The sequence below is a fragment of the Tsuneonella flava genome (assembly GCF_002870965.1).
GTDB classification, from domain to species: Bacteria; Pseudomonadota; Alphaproteobacteria; order Sphingomonadales; family Sphingomonadaceae; genus Tsuneonella; species Tsuneonella flava.
This window is the reverse complement of sequence record NZ_PHSO01000004.1, coordinates 330,556-355,962: the sequence shown is the minus strand read 5'-3', so window position 1 is coordinate 355,962 and position 25,407 is coordinate 330,556. Positions and strand designations below refer to the sequence as shown.

At 59.0% G+C, this 25,407-nt stretch carries 22 protein-coding genes; 8 read left to right on the top strand and 14 right to left on the bottom strand.

Annotated elements, in window-relative coordinates; translation table 11 throughout:
• Positions 1-70: 70 nt before the first annotated feature.
• Positions 71-1,516, bottom strand: coding sequence for an FAD-binding oxidoreductase (locus CV013_RS05260; protein ID WP_102154206.1), 1,446 nt, complete (start codon positions 1,514-1,516; stop codon positions 71-73).
• Positions 1,517-1,734: 218 nt separating this feature from the next.
• Between CV013_RS05260 and CV013_RS05255 the strand changes: the two genes are divergently transcribed.
• On the top strand, positions 1,735-2,217 hold the full coding sequence (locus tag CV013_RS05255) for a hypothetical protein (RefSeq protein ID WP_102154205.1): 483 nt from the start codon (positions 1,735-1,737) through the stop codon (positions 2,215-2,217).
• Positions 2,218-2,354: 137 nt separating this feature from the next.
• A complete protein-coding gene (locus tag CV013_RS05250) occupies positions 2,355-3,740 on the top strand; it encodes a DEAD/DEAH box helicase (protein ID WP_102154204.1) in 1,386 nt (461 codons plus the stop codon).
• Positions 3,741-4,139: 399 nt separating this feature from the next.
• Here the strand turns inward: CV013_RS05250 and CV013_RS05245 are convergent, their stop codons facing one another.
• Positions 4,140-6,446: an ATP-dependent helicase gene (locus CV013_RS05245; RefSeq protein ID WP_102154203.1), complete on the bottom strand. Its 2,307-nt coding sequence runs from the start codon at positions 6,444-6,446 to the stop codon at positions 4,140-4,142.
• Positions 6,447-6,556: 110 nt separating this feature from the next.
• Between CV013_RS05245 and CV013_RS05240 the strand changes: the two genes are divergently transcribed.
• Positions 6,557-7,162, top strand: a complete 606-nt coding sequence (locus tag CV013_RS05240; RefSeq protein ID WP_102154202.1) for a hypothetical protein — start codon at positions 6,557-6,559, stop codon at positions 7,160-7,162.
• Between the two features lie 229 nt (positions 7,163-7,391).
• Positions 7,392-7,787 carry a hypothetical protein gene (locus CV013_RS05235; RefSeq protein WP_102154201.1) on the top strand — a complete coding sequence of 132 codons (396 nt, stop codon included), beginning with the start codon at positions 7,392-7,394 and terminating at the stop codon, positions 7,785-7,787.
• Between the two features lie 14 nt (positions 7,788-7,801).
• Here the strand turns inward: CV013_RS05235 and rsmD are convergent, their stop codons facing one another.
• From rsmD to CV013_RS05220, 3 genes are read right to left on the bottom strand one after another with little or no spacing between them, the layout of a single operon-like run.
• On the bottom strand, positions 7,802-8,347 hold the full coding sequence (rsmD, locus tag CV013_RS05230) for a 16S rRNA (guanine(966)-N(2))-methyltransferase RsmD (protein ID WP_102154200.1): 546 nt from the start codon (positions 8,345-8,347) through the stop codon (positions 7,802-7,804).
• Entirely contained in the window at positions 8,344-9,105 is a 762-nt protein-coding gene (locus CV013_RS05225) for a pseudouridine synthase (RefSeq protein ID WP_102154199.1), read from the bottom strand. Before CV013_RS05225 ends, rsmD begins: the two co-directional genes overlap by 4 nt.
• An 18-nt stretch (positions 9,106-9,123) precedes the next feature.
• Positions 9,124-10,281, bottom strand: coding sequence for an aromatic ring-hydroxylating oxygenase subunit alpha (locus CV013_RS05220; RefSeq protein ID WP_102154198.1), 1,158 nt, complete (start codon positions 10,279-10,281; stop codon positions 9,124-9,126).
• 75 nt (positions 10,282-10,356) lie between these two features.
• Between CV013_RS05220 and CV013_RS05215 the strand changes: the two genes are divergently transcribed.
• Positions 10,357-11,703 carry an AmpG family muropeptide MFS transporter gene (locus CV013_RS05215; protein WP_102154197.1) on the top strand — a complete coding sequence of 449 codons (1,347 nt, stop codon included), beginning with the start codon at positions 10,357-10,359 and terminating at the stop codon, positions 11,701-11,703.
• A gap of 72 nt (positions 11,704-11,775) precedes the next feature.
• Here CV013_RS05215 and CV013_RS05210 read toward each other — a convergent pair whose 3' ends face one another.
• From CV013_RS05210 to trpB, 4 genes are all read right to left on the bottom strand, one after another.
• The gene (locus CV013_RS05210; protein ID WP_102154196.1) at positions 11,776-13,068 is read right to left on the bottom strand and encodes a bifunctional folylpolyglutamate synthase/dihydrofolate synthase; all 1,293 of its coding nucleotides are present in this window, start codon (positions 13,066-13,068) and stop codon (positions 11,776-11,778) included.
• Between the two features lie 34 nt (positions 13,069-13,102).
• A complete protein-coding gene (accD, locus tag CV013_RS05205; RefSeq protein WP_102154195.1) occupies positions 13,103-13,951 on the bottom strand; it encodes an acetyl-CoA carboxylase, carboxyltransferase subunit beta in 849 nt (282 codons plus the stop codon).
• 68 nt (positions 13,952-14,019) lie between these two features.
• Positions 14,020-14,799 (bottom strand): tryptophan synthase subunit alpha, encoded by a 780-nt coding sequence (gene trpA / locus CV013_RS05200; protein WP_102154194.1) that lies wholly within the window; start codon positions 14,797-14,799, stop codon positions 14,020-14,022.
• A 70-nt stretch (positions 14,800-14,869) separates the two neighbouring features.
• Positions 14,870-16,084 (bottom strand): tryptophan synthase subunit beta, encoded by a 1,215-nt coding sequence (gene trpB, locus CV013_RS05195; protein WP_102154193.1) that lies wholly within the window; start codon positions 16,082-16,084, stop codon positions 14,870-14,872.
• A gap of 237 nt (positions 16,085-16,321) precedes the next feature.
• Here trpB and CV013_RS05190 point away from each other — a divergent pair, with 237 nt between their 5' ends.
• Positions 16,322-16,729: a hypothetical protein gene (locus CV013_RS05190; RefSeq protein WP_102154192.1), complete on the top strand. Its 408-nt coding sequence runs from the start codon at positions 16,322-16,324 to the stop codon at positions 16,727-16,729.
• Between the two features lie 102 nt (positions 16,730-16,831).
• On the opposite strand, the gene CV013_RS05185 is transcribed toward CV013_RS05190, so the two are convergent.
• The 5 genes from CV013_RS05185 to purB form a co-directional block, all read right to left on the bottom strand.
• Positions 16,832-17,467: a phosphoribosylanthranilate isomerase gene (locus CV013_RS05185; RefSeq protein ID WP_102154191.1), complete on the bottom strand. Its 636-nt coding sequence runs from the start codon at positions 17,465-17,467 to the stop codon at positions 16,832-16,834.
• Entirely contained in the window at positions 17,460-17,993 is a 534-nt protein-coding gene (locus CV013_RS05180) for a GNAT family N-acetyltransferase (RefSeq protein WP_102154190.1), read from the bottom strand. Before CV013_RS05180 ends, CV013_RS05185 begins: the two co-directional genes overlap by 8 nt.
• Before the next feature lie 30 nt (positions 17,994-18,023).
• Entirely contained in the window at positions 18,024-18,698 is a 675-nt protein-coding gene (gene pyrF, locus CV013_RS05175) for an orotidine-5'-phosphate decarboxylase (RefSeq protein ID WP_102154189.1), read from the bottom strand.
• On the bottom strand, positions 18,695-19,063 hold the full coding sequence (locus tag CV013_RS05170) for a hypothetical protein (protein WP_102154188.1): 369 nt from the start codon (positions 19,061-19,063) through the stop codon (positions 18,695-18,697). The genes pyrF and CV013_RS05170 overlap by 4 nt, the downstream gene beginning before the upstream one ends.
• Positions 19,064-19,274: 211 nt before the next feature.
• On the bottom strand, positions 19,275-20,585 hold the full coding sequence (gene purB / locus CV013_RS05165) for an adenylosuccinate lyase (RefSeq protein WP_102154187.1): 1,311 nt from the start codon (positions 20,583-20,585) through the stop codon (positions 19,275-19,277).
• 174 nt (positions 20,586-20,759) lie between these two features.
• Between purB and CV013_RS05160 the strand changes: the two genes are divergently transcribed.
• A complete protein-coding gene (locus tag CV013_RS05160; protein WP_102154548.1) occupies positions 20,760-22,451 on the top strand; it encodes an alkaline phosphatase family protein in 1,692 nt (563 codons plus the stop codon).
• A 147-nt stretch (positions 22,452-22,598) separates the two neighbouring features.
• Positions 22,599-25,400, top strand: a complete 2,802-nt coding sequence (locus tag CV013_RS05155; RefSeq protein WP_102154186.1) for a DUF3857 domain-containing protein — start codon at positions 22,599-22,601, stop codon at positions 25,398-25,400.
• The last annotated feature ends 7 nt before the right edge of the window (positions 25,401-25,407 follow it).

Sequence of the window (25,407 nt, the reverse complement as noted above, 5' to 3'; positions counted from 1 at the left end):
CCAAAGAAGGGGATCAGAATAAGTTGGCCGCGCCGGACCATTCATCCAGACGGCACTGTGGACGGTCGCTTTAGGGAGTGGCACCGCCCTGTGCAAGCGGCACGAGCTTGCCGGGGTTGAGCAATCCTTGCGGATCGAGCGCCTGCTTGACCTTCCGCATTATATGCAGCGCGACGGGATCGCCAAGGCGGCCAAGTTCGTCGCGCTTGAGTTGCCCGATGCCGTGCTCCGCACTGATTGATCCATCCCATTGGGTGACCATCTCATAGACCTGCGCGCTGATCGTTTTGCCATCGGTTTCGTACCATCTCGATGGATCGACACCGTCAGGCGCGATAACATGGAAATGGACGTTGCCATCGCCGAGATGCCCGAATGCAATCGCTTCCGTTCCGGGCCATTCCTGCTCAATTCGTGGTATTGCTGCAGCCACAAAGGCAGGCATCCGCTCGACCGGGACGGAAATGTCGTGTTGCACTGCCGGGCCCTTTTCCCGTTCCGCCGGTGCAATTGAATCGCGCAGCAACCAGAATGCTTCAGCCTGCGATTCGTTGGCGGCGATGGTCGCGTCTTCGATCAGCCCGCTTTCGAATGAGCTGACCATCATACCTTCAGCCAGTTCATCGATCTTCCCTGCTTTGCCGGGTTCTGCCACCAATTCGATGAGAGCATGCCATGCATGTTTGCCAGCTAATGGTCCGCGCGATCCGGGAAGGTGACGGAGAACGTCTTCAAGGGTTGACTGAGCGAGCACTTCGAATCCTTCGAGTGCATGGCCTGCCCCGTGCTGGAATTTCAGCAGCAGCGCTCGTGCCGTTTCCAGCGAATCCACCCCCGCCCAAATCACGCGTCTTTCGCCAATCGCAGGCACGATGCGAAGAGTTGCTGCGGTAACGATGCCAAGCGTCCCCTCCGAACCGATCAGCAACTGTTTCAGGTCGAACCCGCGATTGTCTTTCTTCAATGCAGTCATCGCATTGAACACCTGCCCATCAGCCAGAACCGCTTCCAGACCGAGGACTTGCGCGCGCATCGACCCGTGCTGCAAAACTTGAGTACCGCCGGCATTAGTGGAAATTAGGCCACCAATTGTTGCCGAACCTTTTCCTCCAAGAGTGAGGGGGAAACGCATCCCTCCGGCTTCCACCGCCTCATGCAAATTTTGCAGGATAACCCCGGCTTCACACACCGCTTGCCCGGCGTCTGCATTGATTGCACGAATGGCATCCATGCGCCGAAGCGAAAGCAACAAGGCGGTACCACTCCCATCTGGCGTAGCTCCGCCACACATCCCGCTGTTTCCACCTTGTGGCACAATCGGCACACCGTGCTTCGCGCATAATTTGACCAATGCAGATACTTCTTCGGCGGATGCTGGCGAGGCCAGAGCACATGTCGCACCTGTAAAGCGACCACGCCAGTCGGTCAGCCAGGCATCGACCAGTTCCGGGTCACGAGTAAGCCCGCGCGGGCCCAGCAGCGTGGACGCCTCTGCAAAAAATGTCGTTTCAGTCATTGTTGGCGCTATTGCACAGGCGGCCGGTAAAGAGCCAGAACTTGCGATCTTCGACTGCGGGATTAAGCCGATATTCAAGCAGAGGTCGTAAGAGCGGTTGGCATATTGACACAGGGAGTCCATTTTCGGGCCATTGCCCGCTCTTCACCATGAACCTCATGCTCGCCCTTGTCGCGCCACTTGCGTTGCTATTTCCGAGTACCCTTCCTGAGGGATCGATGGATCGTTCGCACCTGACGGCGCCAGAAGATCGCCCGCCCGCAGGTTCGGAAGTGAGCGAATGGCTTCCGCTCGCGCCACCCACGCAAACACCTGCATTCGATCAGGTGCGGATTGAACAGCGGGTTATCATCCGCATATCGCCGCGCGGCAATTCCGTGCGGCCCAGTGCTTTTAATGGGATGGATGTTCCGCCGCCGCCCCGGCTGGTCGAGCGTAAGATGGGCAATTGCATTCCGGTGAACAGAATCGTCGGAGTCGAACCGCGTGGTGATGATCGTCTACTATTGTTCCTTAGCGATCGCACGCTGGTGACCGCGCAACTGGCGCGCAATTGCAGTGCGCGCGATTACTACGCCGGATTCTATCTTGAGCGGACGCGCGACGGGCAAATGTGCGTCAACCGCGATAAAATTCATTCCCGCGCGGGCAGCAATTGTTCGATCAGCAGCCTGCGTCGATTGGTTGAAGTAGGCAACTGATCCGCCATACCGTTTCTACAATTTCTTGACTTTCTCATCATTGCGTGTGCAAGGGCGGGTAAATTTACGGATAGCGACTGCCACAGTTCCATCCCGGACCATCCACGGTCCGCCCAACCCGGAAAAATACTGACCATATGACGTTTGCCGACCTCGGCCTCTCTCCCGAATTGCTTAAAGCGGTGGAAGACGCCGGTTATACCGAGCCGACCCCTATTCAGGCGCAAGCGATTCCGCCGGTTCTGATGATGAAGGATCTGATCGGGATCGCACAGACCGGTACCGGCAAAACGGCCAGTTTCGTGCTGCCGATGATCGATATTCTGGCCAACGGTCGACGTCGTGCTTTGATGCCACGCTCGCTTATTCTGGCACCAACGCGCGAATTGGCCGCGCAGGTTGCGGAGAATTTTGAGAAGTATGGCAAGAACCATGATCTCAAGCTGGTCCTGCTGATCGGCGGAGTTCAGATGGGCGATCAGTTGAAGGCCCTTGATGAAGGTGTCGATGTGCTGATCGCAACGCCGGGGCGCCTGATGGACCTGTTCGAGCGCGGCAAGATTTTGCTCAACGGCTGCGAACTTCTGGTGATCGATGAGGCGGACCGGATGCTCGATATGGGATTTATTCCCGATATCGAGTTCATTTGCTCCAAGTTGCCCGAAACCCGGCAAACGATGCTGTTCAGCGCCACGATGCCTCCTCCGATCGAGAAGCTGGCCAAGACGTTTCTCAACAATCCCAAGCGGATCGAAGTGAGCCGTGCGGCGACGACAAACAAGGATATTACCGCATTCAAGATTCCGCTGAAATCGCGGCAGAAGCGGGAAACGCTGACCTGGTTGTTGCGTAACGATCTGGTGGAAACCGCGATTATCTTCGCCAATCGTAAAACGACCGTGCGTGAGCTGAACAAGGCTTTGCAGCGCGAAGGCTTTGCCAGTGGCGAAATCCACGGTGATATCGATCAGAACAGCCGTCAAAAGGAACTCGCCCGGTTTAAAGCGGGCGAAGTCAATATTCTGGTCGCCAGCGATGTTGCGGCGCGTGGGCTCGACATCAAAGGAGTGAGCCACGTGTTCAATTACGACACGCCCTGGCACCCCGACGATTACGTCCACCGCATCGGTCGCACGGGCCGCGCCGGGGCGAAGGGGCGGGCATTCACTTTCGTGGCGGAAGAAGACGGCGAAGCGATCGACAATGTCGAGAAGCTGACCGGCACGAAGATTCCGATCTTCGGCAAGAAGGATGTTCGGGTCGAACTGAAGGCACCCGCGAAGGTGGAAGAGCCTGAAGTTCAAAGCGATGATGCGGCTGAGGATCAGCCTCGCCGCACGCGCAGCCGCCGGAAGGATGCGGATGAGCGTCAGGAGCGGCCGCGTCAGGAGCGTTCACCGCGCGGAGAGCGAAACGAACCGCGTCGCTCGCGTGGGCGCGACGATTACGACGATGCGCCGATCCCCGCTGGCGAGTGGAATGGTCCGCGACCAGACTTTCTCGACGTGAGCGCAACGACCTGAATTGCCATTCGTCGCACCCCTGTTGAGGGAGTGCTATACGCGGTTGGTGCGGTGGGTGGAGCTTGCTTCACAGGCCCGGATAGCGCCTTTGCGTTATCCGGGGCCGCACTCCCAATCGACAATTTGCCCACGTAACTGCGCCTCATATGCTGCCGTCCATCGGGCGGAGACATGGACCACATGTTACACTGTCCAGAACCAGAAAACCCCTTTGCGGATTCATCGAAGAAATCGCGTGAATTCAGCAGTAAAACCGAACTCCATCGTGCAATGGCGATTACATGTCATGTAGGAAACCGTCTGTGCACTCCGAGAGTGCAAAGACAGCTGCGGGGCGGTCCTGATCCGGGCGAATCTGACGAAAGCCCAATTGTCTCTGCCGGTATAGGAAGAAGCGCCTCAGGCGAGCGATACGAAGCTGTCGATCACCCGTTTCGATCCGGCCTGCTCGAAATCGATTTCGAGCTTGTTGCCGTCCTGATCGGTCACAGTGCCATATCCAAACTTGTCGTGGAATACGCGCTGGCCGACAGCGATATCGGTGCGCGGTTTGGCGGCAAAGCTGGCGACGGAGCGGGTGGCTTCTTTCACCCGCTTTGGAGCGGTATCGTATCCCGTGGTCAGCGCCCGTTGCCAGCCGGGGCCGCGCGAGTGCAAGCGATCCGGGCGGTTGCTGGAAACATGGGCAAAGGGATCGTCATGCTCGCTCAGCCCGGCACGCCATAGAGAGGCACCACCCGTTAGCGTCGATTCCTCGGTTATATGGTCGGCAGGCAGCTCCCCGACGAAACGGCTGGGGATCGAACTGGTCCATTGGCCATAAATGCGCCGGTTCGCGGCATGAAAGATCGTGCAGCGTCGCCGTGCGCGGGTGATGGCGACATAGGCCAGGCGGCGTTCTTCCTCCAGGCTGGCCAGACCGCCTTCGTCGAGAGAGCGCTGGCTGGGAAACACGCCTTCCTCCCAACCGGGCAGGAATACGTGATCGAATTCCAGCCCCTTGGCCGCATGCATCGTCATGATGGTGACTTTCTCACCGTCATCGGCACGGTCGTTATCCATCACCAGAGCGACATGTTCGAGAAAATCGCCCAAAGTGCCGTACTCTTCCATCGCGCGCGCGAGTTCGGAGAGATTTTCTGCCCTTCCGGTGCTTTCCGCGGTTTTGTCTGCCTGCAGCATCGCATCGTAACCGCTTTCGTCCAGTACGGTGCGTAGCAGTTCGGAAGGAGTGACAGTCTCCGCCAATTCGCGCCAATGGAGAAATTGCCCCATGAGACTGGCGATGGCGGCAGAGGCCCGTTTGGGCAGTTCGTCGCTATCAGCCAACTGCAGCGACGCAGCGGCAAGCGGCAGGCCGGTGTTGCGCGCATGGCGGTGCATCAGTTCAAGCGTCTTTGCGCCTAGCCCGCGCTTGGGCTGGTTATAGATTCGTTCGAATGCCAGATCGTCCTGCGGCTGGGCAATGACGCGCAAATAGGCCAGCGCGTCGCGGATTTCGGCGCGTTCGTAAAAGCGAAAGCCGCCGACTATTCGATAGTTAAGGCCGATTTGTATGAACCGGTCTTCAAATTCACGCGTCTGGTATTGAGCACGCACCAGAATGGCGATCTGATCGAGTGGCAGACCTTCGCGCTCCAGTCGCTCGATCTCCTCGCCGACACGGCGGGCCTCTTCCGGTCCGTCCCACACGCCGATCACCCGAACCTTCTCGCCTGCTTCGATTTCGGTCCAGAGGGTTTTGCCAAGCCGTTCGCTGTTCTCACGGATCAGACCCGATGCCGCGGCGAGAATATGCGGGGTGGAGCGATAATTCTGCTCCAGCTTGATGACTTTGGCGCCCGGAAAATCTTTCTCAAACCGCAGGATGTTGGCGACTTCCGCGCCGCGCCAGGAATAGATCGACTGGTCGTCATCCCCCACGACGCAGATGTTTTTGCGCTGCTGTGCCAGCAGACGCAGCCACAGGTACTGCACCTGATTGGTGTCCTGATATTCGTCCACCATGATATATTTGAAGCGCTGCTGATAATGGGCCAGCACCTCAGGCTCCCGGCGCAGGATGTTCAGCATGTGCAGCAGCAGATCGCCGAAATCGCAGGCATTCAGCGCCTTCAACCTATCCTGATAGAGCCGGTAGAAGTGCTGACCGCGCCCATTGGCATAGGCCTCGTTTTCGACTGCATCGAGATCGTCTGGGTTGAGCCCGCGATTCTTCCACCGGTCGAGCAGCCCGGCGAGCTGTCGGGCGGGCCAGCGCTTTTCATCCAGCTTCTGTTCGACGATCATCGCCTTCAGCAAGCGCAACTGATCATCGGTGTCGATGATGGTGTAGTTCGATTGCAGGCCGACCAGTTCGGCATGCCTACGCAGCATCTTCGCCGCGATCGAATGGAAGGTGCCGAGCCAGGGCATTCCCTCCACAGCATCCCCAATATGCCCTGCAACGCGTTCGCGCATTTCCCGCGCGGCTCTGTTGGTGAAGGTGACGCACAGGATTTCGCTGGGCCACGCCCGGCGAGTTGCGACAAGGTGTGCAAGGCGTGCGGTGAGCGCCGCTGTCTTGCCAGTGCCGGCTCCGGCCAGCATCAGCACCGGCCCTTCGGTGGTCAACACGGCATCCCTCTGGGGCGGGTTCAACCGCGCTGCATAGGAGGGAATCGGCGCAGATTCGCCGTCATTGGAGAGGGGGGCTATGTCAGTCATCGATGGGCGAACAAATAGGGAACATCGCGGGCGGGCGCAAGTCGGAGGCTGTGGAACCGCTTATGCAGCAAAACGTAGTGGGGGCAATGCAATAAGCGGAGAATTGACCTATGAAGAGCACATTGATTGCAACCGCCGCAGCACTTGCTCTGGCGATGCCCGCCACGGTGGCTTTTGCCCAGGATGAAACCGTTGTCGCCACAGACGCCAGCGGCGATGTCTTTGTGATGACCGATACGCAGCAGGCGGCCTATGACGGCTGGCCCGCCGAGCGCCAGACAGATTACGATGGCTGGCCGGACAACTATAAGGTCTATTACTGGACGCTCACTCCGGTTCAGCAGGATGGCTGGTGGGTGCTGACCCCCGATCAGCGCGGCAAAGTTCTGGTCATGACGCCTGAGCAACAGGCCGCCGCGTGGACTTCGATCACCGCGCAGATGAACGGCGCACCCCCTCCGGCCGCATCGGGCACCGCGGCTGCCGCCACGACCGCCGCTGCCACGGGCAGCACCGCCGCGCCGCGCTTCGTAAGTAACGAAGTGGTGCAGAGCACGCCCGCCGATACCAACCCGCCCAGTGGCGATTTACCTGTGTGTTCCAAAAATCAGCAGGATAACTGCATCAACGCGTGGGAGGCCGGTAAACGCGGTAAAGGTGTAACCAGGCCGCTAAACAAGTGGCCGGGCAAGCCCGCGAGCGAAATGAAAAAGTAAAATCCGTTTCAGTCGCTTGAGACTGATGGAGAGGGCGGCGCTTCCTAATAAGGGAGGCGCCGTTTTCGTTTGAACGCATAAATGCCACGGTAGCCGACTGTTGGACTGAGGGGTGCGGTGGGCCGATCAGCCTACTGATTGAGGTTTCTGCCATCAAAGGCCAAACAGAGTGGGTCTTCACGGGTGGGGTGAAGACTGAGTGTTCGTTACGCAGAATTAGGAGTTAATAATGCGTAATATAGTCAAAACACTGATGGTCGCCGCTATTGCCCTTCCGGGCGCTTCCGTTCTGGCGCAGGATGTCGATACTGCGCCAGACGCACCCGCAGCCGAGGCGCCTGCCGACGCCAGCGGTATGACCGCCGAACAGAAGGCTGCATACGATGCATGGACGCCTCAGGGTCGCGCGGCTTACGATAGCCTTGGCGCGGAGGAGCAGACATATTTCTGGACACTGGCCGATAATCGCAAGGAAGCGTTCCTGCGACTTGCGCCCGACAGTCGTTCGGCATTGATGTCCGTGCCCGAAAGCCAGCGGGAAGCTGCCTGGGAGCAGTTCGAATCCCGTGCGGAAGCGCTCGACGCGCCGCCCAGCGACAGCGGCGAAACGCCTGACGCCAACTAAAATTGCTTAATCGCTCAGGGCGCGCCGTGCAGCAGATGCAGCGCGGCGCGCCCTACTTTGCGGGTGGTGTTCAACGCCAGTGACTTCACTGCCGGATCTTCCTTCGCACCGGTTTCCAGAGCGACCCATGTCGCTTCGCCAATCCAACCCAGCCGGTGCAACCGGTCGAGCGCAACCGCACCCGCGCTTGTTTCGTAGGGCGGGTCGAGGAGGATCAGATCGTAAGGTTTCTTCGCCGGACCAAGGGCCATGACCGAACCGGCGCGCACTTCACAGCGGGGGCGGGCATCGAGCGACGCGATATTCGCACGGATTGCCTTCAACGCGGCATCGTCCTGCTCCACGAACAGGCACGATGCGGCACCGCGCGAAAGAGCCTCCAGGCCCAATGCGCCCGAGCCGGCGAAAAGGTCGACCACGACCAGTCCTTCGAAATCGCCAACCCGGCTGGAGAGCATATTGAACAGCGTTTCGCGTGTCCGATCGGCGGTGGGCCGGGTGGCCTCCCCTTTGGGCGCAATCAGCTTGCGACCGCGCCATTCGCCAGCAACGATCCTCATTTCTTTTCGCGGCTTAGCTGTTTGCGGAGTCGTTCGACCTGAACCTGCGGAATCTCCACCGCTGTGCCGCGTGGCATATCGCCCAGTTCGAACGGGCCGTAGCCGACCCGGATCAGCCGGCTCACTTCCAGACCCAGATGTTCGAGCACACGGCGCACTTCGCGGTTCTTGCCTTCGGTAATGCTCATCACGATCCACTGGTTGCGGCCGGTGCGCCTTTCCATATCGGCATCGATCCGGCCATAATGCATCCCGTCGATAGTGACGCCTTCGATCAGCGCTTCCAGTTGATCCTGTGTCACATCGCCGAACGCGCGGGCGCGATATGTGCGGGGCACATTCGACGACGGCAGTTCCAGCGCCCGTTTCAATTCGCCATCGTTGGTCAGCAGCAGCAGACCTTCGGTATTCATGTCGAGCCGCCCGATCGGCATTAGTCGCGGAGTGCCTTTGGGTAGCGCGTTACGCAGTGCGGCATAAATTGTCGGGCGCCCTTTGGGATCGTATTCGGCGGTGATAAGCCCGGTGGGCTTGTGGAAGGCGAACACGCGGGTTGGTTCGGCGCGGCCCACCGGCTTGCCATCGACCGTTACCCCTTTGAGATTGGGGATGATCGTGGCCGGGGTTTCCAGCACTTTGCCGTCGATCGCGACACGCCCTGCCTCGATCATACGTTCGACCTCGCGCCGACTGGCGACACCCGCGCGGGCGAGGAGTTTTGCGATGCGTTCGCCCTGAGGCCGGTCCGACTGTGACATGGCGCGCGCGTTAGGCCTTCAATTGGCTGCGCGCAACGCCTCGCTCACCGTCTGGTGGAAGCGGTGGATGCCGGTTTCCAGTGTGCCGAGAGTGATTTCGCTGACTACGCCAGTCTCCAGACCTTGCTGTCCCAGCTCGGCTGCGCGGAAATCTTCGCTGGCGAATACCCCGCCGTCGAGCAAGGCCCAGCTGCGTTCCCAATGGTCGCGCGCCTTGTTGGACGCGGGCGCTTCGGGGATCAGCATGAAGTCTTCCACCAGCGTACAATCGTGTGCCTGCGGCATCAGGACCATCACGTTGATATAGTCGGGGCTGGGGATGATCACGGTCGCGGGCAATAGCTGGTACGCGAATGTCACGAACCGGCGCACCGCTGCCATATCGGTCAGGTCCACTCCATCCAGTTCCTCCGCCCGGCCAACCGCAGAGCGGGCATGGGGACCGATCATATCGCCGCTGGTCACGCCATCTTTGAAAAACGGCGCAATCGTTTTCGCGTGCAGACGCAGCACATGGTAGCTTTCGAGGAAGGCATCCATGATGAGCTTCCAGTTGCCGCGCACGGTGTGCGTTTTCCGCCGAAACAGGAAATGGTCCTGCGCCCCGAACGCAGCCATGTCGTCGCCCACCTGCCGGGCATGGGTGAAATCGGCGCTGTCGGATGGCGAAAACCAGATCAGTCCGCTAGTTTCGCAACTGGGCAGTTCGACAAGGGAGAACTCGCTTTTGTCCATGCCGGGAAAGGTTTCCGGGCGGGGCAGGGCGATCAACCCGCCATCGAGGCGATATGTCCACGCATGATATGGGCACACCAACCGCGCGGCACACTGCGCCTCGGTTCCTTCGACCAGCCGGGTTCCGCGGTGCCGACAGACATTGTGGAACACATGTATCTGCCCCGCTTTATCCCGCGTGAGCAGCAGTTGCCGGCCGGTGGCATCGTGCGGCACGACCATACCCGATTCGGGCAGCAGAGCGCTCGGCGCGATAACCTGCGGCAGTCGGTCGAACAAAGCCGCCTTCTCGCGCGCGAAATGCGCGGGGTCGGTATAGACATCTGCCGGAACCGATGTGACGCCGATTTCACTGCGCTGTTCTCCGCGCGCAACGGCCTGAGCCAATGCAAGCTGGCCAGCTGTGGGTTTTTTCCCCGGAGCGGTGATGGTCTGTGCCATTGCGACGCTTCCTTAATCCTCTCTCGTTGGTCTAAGTGTCGCACGAAACCTGTTAAACGTGAAGGACGCTAGGGAATGGCCGAAACGATATCCGACGAACGGCGCAGCCTGTGGGATTCGGTGCGGCCATATCTGGAGAAAGAGTCGCTGGCGGCGTTCTTTCTGGGCGTGTCGTCCGGCTTTCCGTTTGCGCTGCTGGCTTCGACGCTGACCACGCGACTGGCGCAGGATGGGATCGAGAAATCGACTATCACTGCGTTCACGCTGGCATTCTTCGTTTATAACCTCAAACCGCTGTGGGCGTGGATTATAGACGGTGTCCGTTTGCCGGTCATCGGCGCAATGGGGCAGCGCGTATCGTGGATGTGCGTGACTGGGCTGCTGGTGATCGCCGCGGTGATCAATCTCGCTCTGTCCGATCCTAAAGGGGACATATACTGGACAGCGACCAGCGCGGTCCTTCTGGGCCTTGCCGGGGCCAGTTTCGATATTGTGATTGACGCCTATCGGATCGAAACGCTCAAACCCTATCAGCTCGGCACGGGTTCGGGGATGAGCCAATATGGCTGGCGTATCGGCGCCGCGGCGGCAGGTGCACTGGCGCTGGTTGTGGCCAGCCGTATGGGGTGGAGCGTGGCCTATATGGTGTGCGCCGTGTTCGCTCTGCCCGCTATGATCACCGGGCTGGTCCTGGGCGAGCCGGAACGGCGTAAGGTCGTGGTGCAAAAACGTTCGATGGACGAAATCTGGCATTCGATTGCCGGGCCGTTTGCGGAATTCTTCCGACGCAGCGGCGCGTGGCTGGTGCTGGCATTTATTCTTGTTCACAAAATCGGTGACACCCTGGCCAATCTGACGTTCCGCCTGTTGTTCGACGATCTTGGGTTCAGCAACGATGAAATCGCGATGTACGACGTTGGCGTGGGCTTCTGGGCGCTGATTATCGGCGTGTTTGTAGGCGGAATTATATATGCCAAGCTGGGCCTCAAGCGTTCGGTGCTGATTGCTCTGATCCTGATGGCGGTATCGAACCTGAGTTTCGCATTGCTCGCGGCTGCGGGGCATTCGAATCTCGGGATGGCAGGGGCGATCGGGTTCGAAAACTTCGCAAGTGGATATGGCGGTGTTGTGGTGGTCGCTTACTTCTCGGCGCTGTGCGACCTTCGGTTCACCGCGGCACAATACGCGCTGATTAGTGCAGCGGCGAGCGGGGTGGGAAGGCTTCTCACTGGCACCACAGCCGGTTCCCTGATCGAAGCATTTGGCTATGTTGATTTCTATCTGCTGACCACGGTTCTGGCATTGCCGGGCATCGTTCTGTTCTGGTGGATGATGCGGACGGGGCTGGTCGATGCGGCAATGGGCACGGCTGGTGAAGTGGGCCCGGGCGATGCGCGCAACGATCCGGCGGTGTTCGACTAAGCAAGTGTTACGTCAGCGGGTCCGATTGATGGGGGAGGGCGGTTTGCCCTCCTCTCCAATTCCTTCGGCCGCTTAGTCCGGCAATTCGCCGTTCAGCCGCAGCACTTCGCCTGCGAGATAAAGCGATCCGGCGATCAGAATGGGAATATGGTCTGGACCGATGGCGGCCAGCGCATCCGAAACCGATGCTGCCGCCGTCGCCGTTGGGCCAAAGGCATTGGCGCCGTGGGCTTCGCTGCCCGGTATCGGGACGACAGTGAGGCTCGCCAACCTGTCTGCGAGCGGGTTGATGATTGCCTCGGGATCCTTGCTTGCCAGCATACCGATAACAAGATGCACTGGCCCGGCGAAATAGCGAGCGATCGCAGCGCCCGCATCGGGGTTATGCCCGCCGTCGAGCCACAGATCGTGACCCGGCACCAGAGCAGCGAGCGGCCCGTGAGACAGGCGTTGCAGCCGGGCGGGCCAGCGGGCAGCGCGTAAGCCCTGACGCATTGCGGCCGGGCTTACAGTTACCCGGCTCTGATGACGCAGCATAGCAATGGCGAGTGCTGCGTTGTCAGCCTGATGGACACCGGACAGAACGGGCAGGGGAAGCGACAGCGTGCCTGCGGCGTCCATATATTCGAGTGTTTCGTCTGCGCGCATATCCCATTCATATCCACGCATTTTCAGCAAGGCGCCGGTGGTGTTCGCGGTCTTCGTCACAGCGAGTGCGGCGGCAGCAGGATACTTCTGTGTGACCAGCGGTACGCCCTCGCGAGCGATCCCTGCCTTTTCGAACGCGATTCGAGCGAGCGGCTCGGTAGGCGTATCCTCTTCGGGGGCGAGTAAAAACGCTTCGTGGTCGATGCCCAGGCTTGCGATCCCGCATACTGCAGGCTGATCGATTACGTTGGTTGCATCGAACCGGCCACCAAGGCCGACTTCGATAATGCACGCATCGGCCGGATGTCGGGAGAAAGCGAGGAAGGTTGCCGCAGTCGTGACTTCGAAGAAACTGGGCGACAGGCTATCGCTTGCGTCCAGCACTTCGGCCAAGAGCGCCGCCAACTCGGCATTGGATATCAGGTTGCCTGCGATCCGGATGCGCTCGTTGTAGCGCACGAGGTGTGGCTTGGTAGCGGTGTGAACCGTCAAACCTTCCGCTTCGAGAATGTAGCGCAGGTAGGTACAGGTCGATCCTTTGCCGTTGGTCCCCGCTACATGGAACACTGGCGGTAGAAATTTCTGCGGGTCACCAAGGCGGGCGAGCAATGCGCGGATCGTTTCCAGCCCAAACCGCCCTTGCGGTAAGGACAGTTGCCCCAGCCGATCAAGCTGAGCCTGAACCGACGGGTCGTCTGACTTTGCGATGTCTTTCATTGCAAGCCCCTCCGATGCGGCAGAGGGGGCTGGGTCATGCTGCCTTCGCGGGCTGGAGGTAGTCCAGCAAGGTAGCGAGCCGTTCTTTCAGCTCAGCACGAGGAACGACCATATCGACCATCCCATGTTTATGCAGGTATTCGGCGCGCTGGAAACCTTCGGGCAACTGTTCGCGAATGGTGTCCTGAATCACGCGTTGCCCGGCAAATCCGATCAATGCGCCCGGTTCGGCCACATGAATGTCGCCTAACATGGCGTAACTGGCTGTAACGCCGCCTGTCGTGGGATCGGTCAGTACGACGATATAGGGCAATCCTGCCTCTCGCAATCGACGAGTCATCACGGTTGCTTTGGGCATCTGCATCAGGCTCAGGATACCTTCCTGCATACGTGCGCCACCGGCTGCAGTGCAGACGATGTAGCCGCAGCCGCGAGAGAGCGCCTCTTCCGCGCCGGCGCAGAATGCAGCGCCTACGGCCATACCCATGCTGCCGCCCATGAAGCTGAAATCCTGAACCCCTACAACGGCAGGGCGCCCGTCGATCGAGCCCGAACCGACGCTGAAGGCATCGCGGTACGGGTTCTTGGCGCGCGCCTGTTTGATGCGGTCGGTGTATTTCTTGGTATCGCGGAACTTGAGCGGATCTTCACCCACTTCGGGCTGGGGGAGGAGTTCAAACCCTTCGTCGAGCAGTTGCGTCAGCCGCGTATCGGCATTGATCCGGCCATGATGGCCACAACGCGGGCATACCGACAGGTTCTCTTCGTACTCTTTTACAAAGAGCATTTCCTGGCAACTGGGGCACTTGATCCACAGGTTGTCAGGCGTCTCGCGCTTGGCAACGAACGGTAGCGAGTTGCGGACGCGGGTGAGCCAGCTCATTTCATTCGACCTTTTTGATTTCTCGTCATCGCGGACCTAGCGCAACACGTGCTCTGCTGAAAGACGGATTACTGCGCGCCATGAACCGCATCGGCCAGAGATGCGGTGAGAGTTCTGATATGTTCCGGTGCCTCTGTACCATATTTTTCAACCAGCTCGACCAGCGCGGAACCGACCACGACGCCATCGGCAACTTGCGCGATCTCAGCCGCTTGTTCGGGCGTTCTCACTCCGAAGCCGACCGCAACGGGGATATCGGCCGATTGCTTGATACGCGTCACATTGGCTTCGATCGATTCGATCGCCGCCTGCTGCATTCCGGTAACTCCGGCAACAGCGACGTAATAGAGAAACCCGCTCGATCCATCGAGAACGGCGGGCAATCGCGCATCATCGGTTGTCGGTGTGGCCAGACGGATCGGTGAAATGCCAACGTCGCGCAATGCGGGGCCGAGTGCGGCGTCCTCTTCGGGCGGGATGTCGACACAGATCACGCCATCCACGCCCGCTTCGTTTGCTGCGCGGGCGAACCATTCGGGGCCGCGCCGGATCATTGGATTGGCATACCCCATCAGCACCAGAGGCGTATCCGGGTGCCGTTGGCGAAATGCTCTCGCAATGGCAAGCACGTCCGCCGTCGACGTTCCAGCACCCAGACTGCGGAGGTTGGCCTTCTGGATCGCCGGACCATCGGCCATCGGGTCGGTGAATGGCATTCCCAGTTCGATTATGTCGGCCCCACCGGCAACCAGCGCATCGAGGTTGGCGGCGGTATCTCCGTCGCCAGCTGTCAGGAAGCAGACAAGGGCAGGGTGAGGTCTGGCGAAAGTGGCGGCGATGCGATTCATAGTGTCATTCCAAGACGGCGTTTACGTACCGCGACCTTCGGAGCGGCTGTGGCGATGATCGCTCCGCGCTTCAAATCTTCACTCCCAGCGCATCGGCCACGGTGAAGATATCTTTGTCTCCACGCCCGGACACATTGACGAGGATGATCTGGTCCTCGCGATAATCCTTCACCACCTTGGGCAGAGCCGCGAGCGCATGCGCGCTTTCCAGCGCGGGGATGATGCCCTCGAGGCGGCAACATGTCTGGAAGGCATCCAGCGCTTCGTCGTCGGTGACCGGCAGATATTCCACACGTCCGCTTTCGTGGAGCCACGAATGCTCCGGCCCGATACCGGGATAGTCGAGACCGGCGCTGATCGAGTGCGCTTCGGTTATCTGCCCATCTTCGTCCTGTAGCAGATAAGTCTTGTTACCGTGGAGGACGCCGGGCGAGCCGCCTGTCAGGCTGGCAGCGTGCTGTCCACTTTCGATGCCGTGTCCGGCAGCTTCGATCCCGATCATTTTTACATCGGGATCGTCAAGAAACGGATGGAACAGCCCGATGGCGTTCGATCCGCCACCGACTGCGGCGAGCAGCAGGTCGGGCAATTGACCAGTGCGGGAGAGCAGCTGAGCACGGGCTTCCTTGCCGATCACACTTTGAAAATCGCGGACCAGTTCCGGGTAGGGGTGGGGGCCCGCTGCGGTGCCGATAATGTAAAACGTATCGTCCACATGGGCGACCCAGTGGCGCAGGGCTTCGTTCATCGCATCCTTGAGCGTGGCCGCGCCGCTTTCCACCGGCACCACTTCCGCGCCCAGCAACTTCATGCGGAACACATTCGGTTGTTGCCGGGCGACATCGGTGGCGCCCATGAAAATGGTGCAGGGCAACCCGAACCGCGCGCAGACGGTGGCCGTGGCAACGCCATGCTGGCCCGCGCCGGTCTCCGCAATAATCCGGGTTTTGCCCATACGGATTGCAAGCAGGATTTGCCCGATGCAATTGTTGATCTTGTGCGCGCCGGTGTGGTTCAGTTCCTCGCGCTTGAACCAGATTTGCCCGCCGCCCAGTGCCTCTGTCAGTCGTTCCGCGAAATAGAGCGGACTGGGGCGACCGACATAGTGCTCCATCAAGTCGTCGAATTCGGCCTGAAACGCAGGATCGTCCTTTGCCGCGCGGTAGTGTTTTTCCAGATCGAGGATCAGCGGCATCAGCGTTTCCGCGACGTAGCGGCCGCCGAACTGGCCATAGTGCCCGCTATCGTCGGGCTGGGTGCGAAATGAGTTTGCGATCGTGCTCATGATTGGTTTGGCGCTTGGCAGAGGGCGCGAACCATGTCCAGCGTGTGCAAGGGTGGGGCGGGCCGGGAATGGTATGACGCCAGTATCTGCAATTATCAATAATTAACGTTTAAATGGATTGATATTTACAATAACAATCAATATACATTTATTTATGCAATGATAATTATATTATATATGTGGAGTTTATACTAAATGTACAATAAATCATTGGCGTTATCCTCTGTGGGTATTGCAATGGCATATGCTGCACCGGCCCATGCTGGTGAAAGCTATGCAGAAGTTCGGGGCGGATACGTTTGGCAGGAGCGCTTTAACTCAGCGAGCGTTGGAGCTGCCGTTGGCCGCAACTGGCAAATTGGTGCCAATCAGTTTGTCGGCGTGGAAGGTTCTGTCGATAAGGCCACATCCCGAGGGGGCGAGTATGTCTGGGCGCTGTCCGGCCGTTTGGGTACGAAGGTTGCCGCTAATGGCCGGGCTTATGTCACCGGTGGGTTCAGCCATGCCGAAGCGGGGAGCGCAACCCATCTCGGTGTAGGCTATCAACGCGCGCTGACTGGAAGCATTTATCTGAAGGGCGAATATCGCCACATGTTCAACGACCGGGGTGACATGGTGCTCACCGGGATCGGATTCGCTTTTTGATGGTCTGCTGATCGCCATCGGCACAGGTGTTCTTTCGTACGAAAGCTAACGCTTGTGCCGATGGTCAATGCCGGAAAAATGGTTTTTGGGATTTTGGTTGGTTCATGCTTCGCGCACGGCACGGCAGAATGCGGTAATCCGGTCGATATCCTTCACGCCTGGCGCGCTTTCCAACCCAGACGACGCGTCCACCAAAGGGGCGTGGGTCGTGCGGATAGCGTCGACGACGTTTTCTGGCGTCAATCCGCCTGCAAGTCCCCATGCAATGCGGTGATGGTATTCGCGCAGCAATGACCAGTCGAGCGGCACTCCATTGCCGCCGGGCAGTTTCTTCGCCGGGGCGTCATATAGAACACGGTCAACCTTACTTTCATACGCCAGAACGTTTTCCAGCGATTGTGCGTTCATCAGCCCCCATGCCTTCCACACTTCGTATCGGGTTTTTTCTTTGACCAGAGCGAGCCATTCAGGCGTCTCGTTGCCATGAAATTGCACCACGTCCGGCTGCACGGCATCGAGCGCTTCTCCGGTGGGGGCGGGCTGCATATTGACCAGCAACAGCACCACCTTGACACTGTCGGGTACGCGCCGACGCAGCTTGGCCGCATCGTTGAGGGAAACGTGGCGCGGGCTGGGTTCGAAGTGGACCAGTCCAATGTGGGTGGCGCCGGCATCGACCGCCGCGTCGACAGCTTCGGGCGTTTTCAGTCCGCAAATCTTTATCATCGTATCAGGCATGATCGCTCTCTAACGGGCGAAGCAGGGGCTTGGCCAGCACTGTCATAAAATAGGGAGGGTCGAGGGGGACGGGAAAAGCCCGCCGCTCGCCGGTTCGGGCATAGCCGCGCCTCTGATAGTAAGCGATGAGTTCGCTCCGCTGTTCGAGCACTGTCATTTCAATTGTCGTGCAGCCAAAGGTATCGCGTGCGTAACGCTCAGCCGCGGCGATCATTTCTCTGCCCAGTCCACGGGCCTGACGCTCCGGTTCGATGCAGAGCATTCCGAGATATGCGAGCGATGCATCGCGCTTGGCGACATTGACGCAACCAATTGGGGTGCCGTCAGCATCCTGCACCATCAGCAGGAGTTGCGATGAATCAGCGACAATCGCTTCAAGTTCCCCCCGTTCCGTGCGTGTGTCGCTGAGCAGATCGGCCTCGTGCGTCCAGCCCATCCGGGCGGTATCCCCGCGATAGGCGCGTTCGATCATAGCGTGCAGCGATAGAAGATCGTCAGCGGTGGCAGGTCGAATTGCGACAGTCATCGCGAGTAGTCCATCGCAGATAAAAGATTGTCAGAGAGTGGCTTCGATCGTCCGAGCCGCTTCCACCGGATCATCCGCGCGGCTAATCGGGCGGCCGATCACGAGCACCCCGGCGCCATCGTCACGCGCCTGGCGTGGAGTGACTACGCGTTTCTGGTCGCCCACTGCGGCACCTGCCGGGCGCAGGCCGGGGACGACGAAGAAACCGTCTTTCCACTGGCTGTGGACGGCGCTTACTTCGTGACCGGAACATACGATCCCATCAAGCCCCGCAAGATTCGCCATTTCTGCCAGTCGCAGTACCTGATCCTCGACACTGGAAGCCATTCCCATTCTTTCGAGGTCGGGTCCGCTGAGGCTGGTCAGCATGGTGACGGCGACAACCTTGCAGCCATCGCCCGCAGCTGCCTTTGCATCTTCCATCATGGCCCGTCCGCCGCTGGCATGAACGGTCACTATAGAAGGTTCCAGCGTATGGATCGATTGCATGGCCCCTGCGACGGTGTTGGGAATGTCGTGCAGTTTAAGGTCAAGAAAAATCGGCAGACCCACCTGCGCGATTTCGCGTACACCGTGATGGCCGTGCGCGCAGAAGAACTCGAGTCCGAGCTTGAAGCCGCCCACATGCGCCTTGACCTTTTCGGCCATAGCTTTTGCCGCATCGATTTGCGGTATGTCGAGGGCAAGGAAAACCGGGTTTGTCATCCGACAATATCGTCCCGCGAAACAGGTTTGTCGACAGTGGCAACCGGCGCTTCGTCTCGCTCCGTTACGGTAGGCGAGACTGCCGCTGGTGTGAGTGCCGGGGGAGCAGGCGGCGGAGTCAGCTTGGAGCGCGCTGCGGTCTCCAGCGCGCCGATCCGGCGGCCCAACCTCCACTTGACGCCGCGGTGGAGCATCCACATCGGCACCAGCCCAAGCAGAAACGAAACGATCACCAGTGCAGGAACTTTGGTTTCGAGCACCAGATTGGACCAGATCTGTACCTCAACCGGCTTCCAGTTGAAGAAGCTGAAGGCCAGCAAAAGGACCAGCAATACAGTCCAGACGAGTGTACGGACGATCTGCATATGGTTTCCCGGCGTTATTGGCGTTGCCCTGTCTCTAGGGCGATGAGCGGCGGAAGGGAAGGGCGGGCATTAGCTGGCGCCCTCGCAGGATTGGTACAGGCTCAATCCAACGTGATTTTGCGGAGCGGCGCGAGTGCGCGGTAAATGCCTGAGATTGGGCGGAGAGAACCCGGCCCGGAACACGTATCGCGCTCCGGGTCGGACATTCCTGTTATCCAAATACCCGCTCGAAAATCGTATCGACTTCCTTGAAGTGATAATCGAGATCGAACCTTTCTTCCAGCTCAGCATCCGAAAGTGCAGCCGTTACTTCGGGATCGGCTTTCAACAGATCCAGGAGGCTCAACGCGCCATCGGATTCCCATACCTTCATCGCGTTACGCTGAACCAGACGATAGGCATCTTCGCGGCTGACACCTGCTTGCGTCAGAGCCAGTAGCACGCGTTGCGAGTGAACCAGCCCACCCATACGGTCGAGATTCTTTTGCATCCGTTCGGGATAGACCAGCAACTTGTCGATCACGCCCGTCAGACGCGCGAGTGCGAAATCGAGAGTGATGGTCGCGTCCGGCCCGATGAAGCGCTCGACCGAAGAATGGGAGATGTCCCGCTCGTGCCACAGGGCGACATTTTCCAGCGCGGGCAAGGCATAGGCGCGGATCATCCGCGCCTGCCCGGTGAGGTTTTCTGTCAGGATCGGGTTGCGCTTGTGCGGCATTGCGCTCGACCCCTTCTGGCCGGGTGAGAAATATTCTTCCGCCTCCAGAACTTCGGTACGCTGGAGGTGGCGAATCTCGACTGCGACGCGCTCTATCGATCCGGCAATTACCGCCAGCGTTGCAAAGAACATCGCGTGGCGGTCACGCGGGATAACCTGTGTCGATACCGGCTCTATCGCCAGGCCCAGTCGCTCTGCGACGTGCGCCTCTACCTGTGGATTGACGTTGGCGAATGTCCCCACTGCCCCGCTGATCGCACATGTCGCGATTTCGGCGCGTGCGTTGACAAGGCGTTGGCGGCAGCGCGCGAACTCCGCATATGCCTGTGCCAGCTTCAGACCAAAAGTCACCGGTTCGGCGTGAATGCCATGACTACGGCCGATTGTCGGTGTGTATTTATGCTCTTCCGCCCGGCGCTTGATAGCGGCCAGCAGCAAGTCGAGGTCTTCCAGCAGAATGTCGCTCGTTCGTGCCAGTTGCACCGCCAGCGTGGTATCGAGCACGTCGGAACTGGTCATCCCCTGATGCATGAAGCGTGCTTCGTCACCAACCTGTTCCGCAACCCATGTCAGAAACGCGATGACATCGTGCTTGGTCACCGCCTCAATCGCGTCGATCGCAGGCACGTCGATTTTGGGGTTGGTCGCCCACCAGTCCCACAGTGCCTTGGCGGCGCTTTGCGGAACAACTCCAAGCTCACCCAGCTTTTCTGTCGCGTGCGCTTCGATTTCGAACCAGATGCGATAGCGTGCCTCTGGTTCCCAGATGGCGGTCATGTCAGGGCGGGCGTAGCGGGGGACCATTGTCGACTCCGTGTGTGGCGAGTGTGCTTTGCCGCTGCGGCTAGGTGGGGAGGGCAATGAAGGCAAGTCCGCAAGCCGACAGGACTGTTGCCAACCGACACGCTGCTGTCATCTAATACGCCGAACGGTGAAATTATATTCACCGATTCTCGGAATCCTGAAAGGTCGATTGCCTTGAAAACAACGCGTAAGCTCGCTCTGTCGGTTGCGGTATCTCTCGGAGTTCTCGCAGCAAGTCCGGGATTGGGAGAGGAAACTACACCTCCTGCGACCCCGGAGGATAACGATCCGCCCAAGCTGGTGCTCGCCATTTCCGTCGATCAGTTTTCGGCCGATCTGTTCGCCCAGTATCGCCAGACTTACACTGGCGGCTTGAAACGGCTCGCCAATGCGATCGTGTTCCCGTCCGGCTATCAAAGCCATGCTGCGACTGAAACCTGCCCCGGTCACTCGACCATCATGACCGGTTCGAATCCAGCGCGCACCGGTATCGTCGCCAATGATTGGGTCGATCAGAGCGCGGCACGGGCAGACAAGATAATATATTGCGCGGAAGACGAGCGCGAGGCCGGGACCGATCATCGCAATTATGTCGAATCGGCTGTGCACCTGCTCGTCCCTACACTTGGCGAACGGCTCAAGGCAATTTCACCCGCGTCACGCAATGTCGCGGTATCGGGCAAGGATCGGGCCGCCCTGATGATGGGCGGCAACAATGTCGACGCGATCTATTTCTGGAAGAAGGGGCGTTTTGTAACCCTCAAAGGGCGGACCGTCGAACCCGGCGTGGAGAGGATCAACGCTGAACTGGCCCCCGTTTTTGCCGCTCCCGATCCCGATGGCCTGAGCGTGCCGGAATCGTGCCGCCATCTGAATCAGGCCATTCCGGTGAAAGATGGCGGAACGGTCGGCACCTATCATTTCAATCGCCCGGGGGCGGTCGATGGTGCATTTCGTGCCAGCCCGGCACTCGATGCTTGGACGGTGCGCGTTGCCGAACAAGTGATCGACGATATGAAGCTGGGGCAGGGCAAGGTGCCTGACGTTCTTTCGCTTGGCCTGTCTGCGACCGATTACATCGGCCATTCGTTCGGTAACGAAGGGGTGGAGATGTGCATCCAGCAGGCGTCGCTCGATCAGACTCTGGAAGGGCTGTTTTCTTTCCTTGATGCCAAGGGCATCGATTACATGGTCATGCTGACGGCCGACCACGGCGGCCACGATCTGCCGGAACGGGTGGCAATGCAGGCATATCCTTCCGCGACCCGGATCGATGACAAGCTGACGGCGGACGATATCGGCGCGGCGATTGCCGCCGACCTTGGCCTGTCAGACGGAGTGAAGCCGCTGCTCGCACGGGGGCCGATTGGCGATTTCTATCTGAATCGCGATCTGTCGGGCGAGATGAGAGACAAAGTCCGCGCTGCGGCAATTACGCGCCTTAAGGAATATCCGCAGGTTGCGGCTGTTTTCGATGCGCGTGAACTGGCCCAAGTGCCTTTGCCAACCGGGCCAGTGGAAGAATGGACGCTGGAAGAACGCGCCCGTGCATCGTTTTACGCTCCGCGTTCGGGCGACATTATCGTGCTGCTGCGAAAGGCTGTCACCCCTATCGCCCATCCGGGGCCGGGCTATGTCGCCACCCACGGCTCGCCTTATGACTATGATCGTCGCGTACCGATCCTGTTCTGGCGCAAAGGTCTGTCTCCGTTCGAGCAGCCGCTGTCAGTTCGCACGGTCGATATCGAACCGACGCTGGCTCCCTTTGTAGGTGTTACCATTCCGCAAGGAGATATCGACGGTCGCTGTCTCGATCTGGATGCGGGAGCTGCATCGACATGCGGTTTGGAGCCAGTAACTAACTGAAGAACATCTCAATTGTTGGCTGCCGAAAACAAACTGTACGGACTAAAATAAATGCACTTGATGGAAGTGATGAAATAGAAAGATTTTGATTTGCGGAAAGGGAATGTAATGCTCTATCACTTTCCTAAATGAACTATTGGGGGTGAGATGAGATTCTGTAATTGGCTTCTGACAGCGGCTGCGGTTTCCTGTGTATCCGCGCCGGTTTTGGCAGGGGATGTAGTTGTTTACGCAGCCCCTGCTGGGTGGGTCGCTCCCAAAACGCTCGGCGCATCCAAAAGCGCAGGACCAGCGTTCGCTCTGTATGATGTTCAGGTTCACATGGAAGGTGGGGTGGTCTCCACCTATCAAGACAGTGCCATTCGCATGTCCACTCCAGTGATGCTGACACAGGCTGGGACCATCACTGCGGAATGGATGCCCGATAAAGGCGACTTGATCATTCATCGCATCGAGTTGTTGCGCGATGGAGAGGTGATCGACCTCCTCGCCCAAGGTGCGAAATTCGAAGTGCTTCGCCGCGAGCAAAATCTTGAGCGCAGAGCAGTCGATGGCAGGCGAACTGCAACTCTGGCGGTTCCCGGCATGAGGGTCGGCGATGTCCTGCGTGTCGCGTACACCATCACTTTAGCGGATCAGGCGCTAGGTGCCGAGATGCAAAGCATCACGGGATTGCCGGTCAAACCCTTTCAGATCGATAATGGCGAGGTCACCGTTTCCTGGCCAAAGTCGGAGCCGGTCCAGTGGGCTGCCTTTCAAGGACCGGATGGCCTGAAAGCCGTGGAAAAGGGCGAAACGACGAGCGTTGCCATTCCTTTGCCATTGCCCAAACGACCCGAAGTGGCGGCATCAGCTCCGGCGCGTTATGATTTTCCGTCTATTCTCCAGGCCACAACGTTCGCCGACTGGCCGGAAGTCTCGCGGACAATGGCGGCGGTCTTCGAACCGAAAACAGGGTTTGCGAAGGACGGGCCGCTAGCAGAGCAAGTGGCCGAGATAGCCCGGCAGACCAGCGATCCACTTGATCGGGCGGCATTGGCCACGCGATTTGTGCAGGATAAAATTAGTTACCTCGCCAATGGCATGGATGGCGGCAATTATATTCCTCAATCGCCGGACGAGACGTGGGAACAGAGGTACGGCGATTGCAAGGCGAAAACGGTCTTGCTGGTGTCGATGTTGAGAGCGTTGGGTGTCGATGCAGAACCATTTGCCGTGCGTAGCGCCGCTGGTGACGTTTTGCCCGAATTGCTGCCAATGCCCGGGGGCTTTGATCACGTCATCGTCCATGCTGTTATCGATGGAGTGGACTACTGGCTGGATGGGACAAGCATTGGAACGCGCCGGGACAATATCGATGTCGTGCCTCCGTTCTTTAATGGCCTGGCGTTGCGAAAAGATGGCGCGGAGCTTGTACCGCTTACACCGCGATTGCCAAAATCGCCCCTTCACAAGATCGTATTGACCTACGACAGCAGTGTCGGTGTGCGTGTTCCGGCGATGTACGACGTCGACTTTGCATTCAGCGGTCCGATGGCGGCAAGTTTGCGGACTGCGAGCGAGCAGTTGGAGGGCGATGCGCTGCGATCGGCTGTTCTCTCGATGATCGCACCGACTATTGGAGGCAGTCAGGCAACCAGCGCGACAATCGAGTACGACGATGTCAGTGGCTTTGCCCATGTAAAGGCAAAGGGAATTCTGACGCCGCCGTGGAAGCGGAAGGACGAGATTATGCAACTCGTTCCGCCAGGTGCTCCGGTAAGCAATGTTTCCTTCGATGCCGATCGCGCAAGGCAGGCGTGGAGGGGCGTTCCGTTGTTGCTCAATGGTCCGAATTATAGCGACTATACGTTTTCAGTGATTCTGCCGCATCAGGGGAGAGGGTTCTCTCTTCATGGCGATAAGGCGATCAAGACTACGATTGCGGGCATAGAGATTGCCTCGGATGCGTCGTTGTCAGGCAATCGGATGGCGGTAAGACAAACCGTCCGTTCAGCTGCGGATGAACTGGCGGCACCAGCGATTCCCGATGCGGTGCGGGCCTATGCTGCTGTGTCCAATAACCTTCCCCGGATCGAAGCTGATTCTGACACGCTAATGGAGTGGGATTACGTAGGCCCTAAACGGAAACTGCTCGTTCCGCTCGATAAGGCCTATGCCGAGCTGATCGCGCAAGCCTCGGAGCCCGAGGATCAGGCCGCCAGTTATGTGAATCGTGCCAATTTCCGTTCCGGCATTGGCGAGTTGGCGGGTGCGGAAAGCGATCTCGATCAGGCAATCGCCAAAGGCGCAACAGCGGATATGTATTATGATCGTGCGCGGGTGAGGCAGGCGCAGGGCAACTTATCCGGGGCATTGGCGGATTATCGACAGGTGGAATCCCTTGATGGCAAGGGGGCAAGTTTGCCAGCGCAAGCCGAGTTACTTGGCCGCATGGGCAGATACGATGAAAGTCTGGCTGCCGCCCGTGAATACGCCGATTATGCGGAAACGCCCTCGGACGCACAGCAAACGGAAGGCGCCGCGTTGATGTGGGCTGGCCAGAAGGAAGAGGGGCTGAGCATGGTCCGCAAGGCGGCTGACCGCAGACCGGGAGATGCCCACTTACTGAATGCAATATGCTGGCAAGGCGGTATTTGGAATGTTGTCGACGCTTCAATTATGGATGCGTGCAATGGTGCAGTTGAAAAATCGAACTGGTCCGCACCATTTTTAGATAGCCGTGCGGTGGCCTATTACCGGTTGGGAAAATTTGAAGATGCCTTGCGCGATCTAAATGCGGCATTGGCAGCGAGCCCGGATCTGATGCCCACCCGCTTTATGAGAGGGGTTGTGCGGATCAAATTAGGAGACAAAAAAGGCGGAAATCAGGATATTGCCAATGCATTGCAGCTTAATCCTGATTTGAAGGCGCAATACGCAGCATACGGGATCGAACCGGCCAGGTGAGTGGGAC

Coding starts and splice junctions, on each gene's coding strand:
- CV013_RS05260 (WP_102154206.1), bottom strand. CDS start 1,516: ATGACTGAAACGACATTTTTTGCAGAGGCGTCCACGCTGCTGGGCCCG.
- CV013_RS05255 (WP_102154205.1), top strand. CDS start 1,735: ATGGATCGTTCGCACCTGACGGCGCCAGAAGATCGCCCGCCCGCAGGT.
- CV013_RS05250 (WP_102154204.1), top strand. CDS start 2,355: ATGACGTTTGCCGACCTCGGCCTCTCTCCCGAATTGCTTAAAGCGGTG.
- CV013_RS05245 (WP_102154203.1), bottom strand. CDS start 6,446: ATGACTGACATAGCCCCCCTCTCCAATGACGGCGAATCTGCGCCGATT.
- CV013_RS05240 (WP_102154202.1), top strand. CDS start 6,557: ATGAAGAGCACATTGATTGCAACCGCCGCAGCACTTGCTCTGGCGATG.
- CV013_RS05235 (WP_102154201.1), top strand. CDS start 7,392: ATGCGTAATATAGTCAAAACACTGATGGTCGCCGCTATTGCCCTTCCG.
- rsmD (WP_102154200.1), bottom strand. CDS start 8,347: ATGAGGATCGTTGCTGGCGAATGGCGCGGTCGCAAGCTGATTGCGCCC.
- CV013_RS05225 (WP_102154199.1), bottom strand. CDS start 9,105: ATGTCACAGTCGGACCGGCCTCAGGGCGAACGCATCGCAAAACTCCTC.
- CV013_RS05220 (WP_102154198.1), bottom strand. CDS start 10,281: ATGGCACAGACCATCACCGCTCCGGGGAAAAAACCCACAGCTGGCCAG.
- CV013_RS05215 (WP_102154197.1), top strand. CDS start 10,357: ATGGCCGAAACGATATCCGACGAACGGCGCAGCCTGTGGGATTCGGTG.
- CV013_RS05210 (WP_102154196.1), bottom strand. CDS start 13,068: ATGAAAGACATCGCAAAGTCAGACGACCCGTCGGTTCAGGCTCAGCTT.
- accD (WP_102154195.1), bottom strand. CDS start 13,951: ATGAGCTGGCTCACCCGCGTCCGCAACTCGCTACCGTTCGTTGCCAAG.
- trpA (WP_102154194.1), bottom strand. CDS start 14,799: ATGAATCGCATCGCCGCCACTTTCGCCAGACCTCACCCTGCCCTTGTC.
- trpB (WP_102154193.1), bottom strand. CDS start 16,084: ATGAGCACGATCGCAAACTCATTTCGCACCCAGCCCGACGATAGCGGG.
- CV013_RS05190 (WP_102154192.1), top strand. CDS start 16,322: ATGGCATATGCTGCACCGGCCCATGCTGGTGAAAGCTATGCAGAAGTT.
- CV013_RS05185 (WP_102154191.1), bottom strand. CDS start 17,467: ATGCCTGATACGATGATAAAGATTTGCGGACTGAAAACGCCCGAAGCT.
- CV013_RS05180 (WP_102154190.1), bottom strand. CDS start 17,993: ATGACTGTCGCAATTCGACCTGCCACCGCTGACGATCTTCTATCGCTG.
- pyrF (WP_102154189.1), bottom strand. CDS start 18,698: ATGACAAACCCGGTTTTCCTTGCCCTCGACATACCGCAAATCGATGCG.
- CV013_RS05170 (WP_102154188.1), bottom strand. CDS start 19,063: ATGCAGATCGTCCGTACACTCGTCTGGACTGTATTGCTGGTCCTTTTG.
- purB (WP_102154187.1), bottom strand. CDS start 20,585: ATGGTCCCCCGCTACGCCCGCCCTGACATGACCGCCATCTGGGAACCA.
- CV013_RS05155 (WP_102154186.1), top strand. CDS start 22,599: ATGAGATTCTGTAATTGGCTTCTGACAGCGGCTGCGGTTTCCTGTGTA.